Annotated in this window: 5 protein-coding genes; 2 read left to right on the forward strand and 3 right to left on the reverse strand. The window is 31.7% G+C overall.

Translation table 11 applies throughout. The features are described from left to right. The 3 genes from MXE27_RS11605 to MXE27_RS11615 all read right to left on the reverse strand — a co-directional run. On the reverse strand, positions 1-993 hold a 993-nt coding region (locus MXE27_RS11605; RefSeq protein ID WP_248612611.1), incomplete at its 3' end, for an LON peptidase substrate-binding domain-containing protein. A gap of 157 nt (positions 994-1,150) precedes the next feature. Beyond that, positions 1,151-1,489, reverse strand: a complete 339-nt coding sequence (locus MXE27_RS11610; protein WP_248612612.1) for an ArsR/SmtB family transcription factor — start codon at positions 1,487-1,489, stop codon at positions 1,151-1,153. Between the two features lie 281 nt (positions 1,490-1,770). Further along, a complete protein-coding gene (locus MXE27_RS11615; protein ID WP_248612613.1) occupies positions 1,771-2,958 on the reverse strand; it encodes a zinc ribbon domain-containing protein in 1,188 nt (395 codons plus the stop codon). A gap of 646 nt (positions 2,959-3,604) precedes the next feature. On the opposite strand from MXE27_RS11615, the gene MXE27_RS11620 reads away from it, so the two are divergent. Next, entirely contained in the window at positions 3,605-4,936 is a 1,332-nt protein-coding gene (locus tag MXE27_RS11620; RefSeq protein ID WP_248612614.1) for an ATP-binding protein, read from the forward strand. 168 nt (positions 4,937-5,104) lie between these two features. Next, on the forward strand, positions 5,105-5,270 hold a 166-nt coding region (locus tag MXE27_RS11625; RefSeq protein ID WP_248612615.1), incomplete at its 3' end, for an adenylosuccinate synthetase.

A 5,270-nucleotide genomic window follows, 5' to 3' on the forward strand; every position in this document is an offset into this window, starting at 1 on the left:
GATTCTATCTTTTACTTTGTCAAGGCCGTAATGTTCATCATTGAGTATTTTACGAGCTGCTTCAATATCTATATCTTTAATTTCACTCTCGCCCCATGGTAAACTTACCAATAAGTCCAGATAATTTCTAATCACGTTTTCTTCTGAGCTATGTGGTCCCTGCCTATCCAATTTATTTACTTCTTCTAATGCAACTTCTTTTACCTCTTCAGGCATGTTTGCTGCTTCAATTAATTCCCGATAATCTTTTTTAGGAGAAGTTCCTTCAGATTCACTTAGTTCATCCTGAATAGCCCTTAATTGCTCTTTCAGCAGGTTTTCCCTATGTTTTTTGTTTATTTCTTCATTAAATTTTGCAGCCATTTCCATTTGAAATTTAATGGAATCTTTCTGTTCTATTAAAATATCTAAAAATTTTAGACTTTTATCTGCTAGAGAACGGATTTCCAGCAGATTTTGCTTTTCTTCAAGAGAAAGCCTCATGTGAGGGAATATATAAGCAATGGCCTGGGTTAAATCATCCATATGATTAACCTTATCCACATATGGTTTTGATCCTTTAAAGTTCTGGCTTATTTCTGCAACCAGATAGCGTATGTGTTTTAGTGTTTCTTTTTGATTTTCTTCATCTAAATCATTTATATCAGGTTTCAATTCATAGGTGGCCCTGTAATTTCGCCCTTCAGGTATGAAATCTTTAATTTTTACCCGTTCCATAATTTCTACTCTTAACTGATAGAAATCTTTTTGTTCACGAGCATTTACTATTTTTACTAAGGTTCCTACTTTATAAAAATCTGATTCGGCGTATATTCCACGTGAATCTTCTTTAGATGCTAATACTATCCCATAACCATCATCATTTACTACCCTATTGTATATTTCGCCCCCGATTTTTTTACCTATTTTCAAGTTCATGGTGGTTTCATGTAATAGAACTGTATCTGGTATGACTATGACAGATAGTTCTTCATTAATATTCATTTCATTCATATTATCACCTTTGGGATGAGAGAAACGTTTTAATATTCTTTGAATGTTATTTTTAATATTCATGATACTATTTTTCTCTAATCTGGAGTGAATCCCCTTTTAATTGTTTATAATAAATCTTGCCTAAAAATCAACAGCAAAGTAATGAGTTTAAATATCATTCTAATGAATCGCACTTAGTTAACACACATCCAAATAAAAAATCAATTCTCTTTTTGTGCTTAACCATAGAGTTTTTGTTGAAAGTATAGTAGATATTGTTGCCTTTTTTTTGGGCAATGAGAATTTCTGCAGTTTTAAGTACTTTAAGGTGTTGTGAGGCTGCTGGCTGAGTTACACCCATCATCTCTGCCATTTGAGATACATTAACTTTTTCAATTTCGCCGGATGCTAGTGAATAGACCAATAATAGTCTGTTAATGTTTGCAAGTGCTTTGAATAACTCTTCCAGTTCTTGCGATATGTCACAGCAGTGCTCTGTATTTACCTTCAACATATACCATTAGTATATAAGTATATACTTATATACTTTGCTATCGTTTGAAGAATATAATATTTTCCCGAACAAAAAATTACCAAATTGGATATTCAAATTTTTCTTGCTAAAAAAGAATAGAACATAACCCTGATTATTGATACTTTCATTTCAAATAATGTTGAATTATCTCCTTTTGAAAGAAAAGTAGCATATAATGTAACATATTTTCTAATTTTATTTTAATTAAAATAATTTCATTTTGCAAGATCACTTATTTCTAAAATTAGCAGAGAAACTATCTATTTAACCAGATTCCTTTTAATCAATTGCCGGCCAACAAAACCACCCATCAAACTAAAGAAAAGGAATATGAATAGATCTAATGGAGAAATATTCCAGGAAGTCTGAATAATTAAGATAACAATTATCCCAAAAATAGCCATCAAAAATGAACCTTCCAATGAAATCCGGGTATTCTTTTTAGATAAAACTGCGAAAATAATTGCACAAAACATGAAAATAAGATCTGTGACAAATAATCCCACAATCTTGCCTGCAAAAACAACAGCAAACCCTAAAAGTATCAGAGGTTTGTAAAAATCAAGTGAAGATAAAATATAAACAAAATCATTTACAATTAAATCAGGGGTAAGTTCTTCATCCACAATACTTTTAGTCTCTGCTTTTTGAAAATCAGATTTTGGGGCTGAAACATCATTTTGTAAAGTTTTTCCACAATTTCGACAAATAATGGATTCTATGTGAATATCTGCGCCACAACTGGGACATGTTTTACGATCAGAATGAGATTTTTCTTTATTTTTTTGATTGGAAAACTTTTTATTTACCAGGTCATGGAGTTCAAAGCCGCAGAATTTACAAAAATTAGAATCAGGATCATTTTCTTTTTTACATTTGGGGCAAATGTTCTCTGATTTGGAATCCCTAAAAACAGTTTCCATGTTTTCCATTGTTTGTTTTTCTAAATGGGGAGATGCTGCATCTGATACATTTTCTAGAGAAATATCTTCTTCTAGAACAGGTACTCTTTTTAAATCATTATTTTTAACCCCTTCACCATCTTTAATTAGTTTAGAATCATCATATTCTGAGGGAGTGATATCATCAGGGCTTTCTTCCAATGTTTTCCCAATATCATCTCCATCAATGCCTTTTCCCGCCGGAGTATTTATTACATCAGCGCAATCTGGTTTTTCTGATTCTATTTTTTTAGAGAGCATATCATCCATTTCTATGGTGTATCCACAGTTTCTACAGATAATTGAATACTCTGATATGGGTGATCCGCAGTTTGGACATGCATGGCGATCATCAGTTTTTGCAGTTTCATAATCTATATCATTACCTTCTAGTGTTTCCACATATTTGAGCTGGCCTCCACATTGACATGACTCAAAATCGTCAGGAGATTCACCCTCCTGTAATTGGTAATGACCACCACACTCTTCACATACAATGTATCCCATAATAATCACAGATTCAATTTAACCAGATAAATATCAAAAATCTTTTAATATATTTATACCATTCACATATTAATTTATAGGGGATAGTGAAAGAATTTCAAAGATTTTTATTGATTATTTTAGTGTGCTTATTATTTCTTCAAAATAGAGTCTAGCTTAAGTCCAATTCCTTAAAATACACCATGATTAACAGTTATATAGTTTATACAACACTTTTTGTTATTTTTTCAAATCACCCAGATAGCAAAATTATTAAGATTAATATTCCTATTACATCAATTGATTTATGATTATTTTAAAATATTCCTCCTTCCAATTCCAAAAGAATATTAAAATTATAATCTCTTTATTTTAGTGTTTATCCCGACTTTCAATTGTTTTGAATTACTCAATATACAAAATTTAGTATTAACTTGATTTATATAAATAGTATTGATTGGAATTTTAACTTTACAATTAAAGGGTATATTGAAATCAAGGATATTATAGATTACAAATGAAAAAAAAATAAATAAAAATACTTTTTTATTAAAAAAAAGATGTACGAGTACTTTTTTAATTTTATCTAAGAAATGGTAGAAAGGTTATAACAGTTGACAACATATATTGATTAGGGGATAATAATCTTAAAATTAGGAGTGGTCTGATGGATTACTACCATGATACAAAAATGCAAAAATTATTCAAAATCCTCGAACAACCAAGGTCACTGGAAGATATGGATCTTTCAGAAAATTTCATTAGAAAATTAGTGCTAAAGATTATTGCCACTTATGGAAATATCCCTGTTAGTAGAATTAGTGAAATAACCGGGATTTATGTTGACATTTTAGAAGAAGTTTTAAAGCCTATGGAAAGAGAAGAGTTAATCTCCCCAATTGGTGGTGGATTTTTATTTGCCAGTGTTACATATACCATAAAACAGTTAGGTCGTTCACAAGCAGACAAATTACTAAGTGAAAATCCATATATAGGTATGGCTCCGGTATCCTATGATATATACTATCAAGTCATGGAAGCCCAAATTAAAGGAAGATTCCCTATCAAAGTGCCTAAAGAAGTGATTGATAAAACATTTAAAGATGTTGTGGGCAATGAAAATGGTAAGACCACTTTAGTAGAATCTGCTATCGGTGGTAAAGGATTATTTATTTATGGACTTCCAGGTACAGGGAAAACATTTTTAACCAGTAAGATGTCTGATCTATTACCTCCACTGGTAATTCCACGTTATATTGAATTCAGTGAACAGGTCATTCAATTATACGACCCTGATTTCCATAAAGAGTGTCCAGAACAACCTAAAGATCCACGTTGGGTTAAAATTTACGCGCCCTTTGTTTTCACTGGTTCAGAGCTTACAACTGAAAAATTAGAAACTAATTTTGACCCGCACAAAGGAGTATATGAAACTTCACCCATTATCAAAGCTAATGGAGGGGTACTTCTACTGGACGATTTAGGAAGGCAGAAAGAAGACCATAATGCGCTACTTAATCGATTAATTGTCCCATTAGAAAACAAAAAAGATATGATTTATGTTAAAGGTGCACCAATGGTGGTTCATTCCCATTTCATCCCGGCATTCTCCACTAATTTGGATATCACAATTATGGATGAAGCACACCTTAGAAGAGCCCCATTACACATTTCTTTAGAATCACCAACAATCGATGAAATTGTTGAAGTATTTGAAAAGAATCTCAATGAAATGGGGGAAAAATACGGGCCTGAAGTTTTAGATAGATACCGACTTGTTTACAGACCAGTTAGGGAAGGTGGTGAAGGTTTACAACCTACCTTTGCACATGCACGTGACCTTGCTCAAATGGCACAGGCAATCAGAATAAGAAAAGATGAAGAAGAAATATCAGTTGAAACCATGGATGAATCCCTAAAACAACATGTTTTGATTGCTATGCAAAGGAGATTCACTCCAACATTATTTGAGAGAGTTATTAGGAAAAAAAGAGATTAATAATATTTATTATTTAACACTAAATAACTCATTAAATCTTATTTTAAGAGTTATTTAATATCATGATTAAAATTGAAGATTTCTAATCAATATTTCCATAATTCAGGGAAAAGTTTTTATTACATCTTTTTTAATATAAAAGAGGCAATAGTCTAAGGAGAATTATAAATGACATGCAGTGTTTTAGTCGGAGGCGGTTGGGGTGACGAAGGTAAAGGTAAATGTATTACTTATCTCTGTCATAATGATAAACCCAACATTATAGCAAGAGCAGGAGTAGGACCTAATGCAGGTCACTCTGTAGAATTTAATGGTGAAAAGTACGGTTTAAGAT

It is taken from the genome of Methanobacterium alcaliphilum, assembly GCF_023227715.1.
Lineage (GTDB): Archaea > Methanobacteriota > Methanobacteria > Methanobacteriales > Methanobacteriaceae > Methanobacterium_E > Methanobacterium_E alcaliphilum.

Excerpts from the sequence above, each read along its gene's own strand:
- MXE27_RS11610 (WP_248612612.1), bottom strand. The coding sequence starts at position 1,489 with ATGTTGAAGGTAAATACAGAGCACTGCTGTGACATATCGCAAGAACTG.
- MXE27_RS11615 (WP_248612613.1), bottom strand. The coding sequence starts at position 2,958 with ATGGGATACATTGTATGTGAAGAGTGTGGTGGTCATTACCAATTACAG.
- MXE27_RS11620 (WP_248612614.1), top strand. The coding sequence starts at position 3,605 with ATGGATTACTACCATGATACAAAAATGCAAAAATTATTCAAAATCCTC.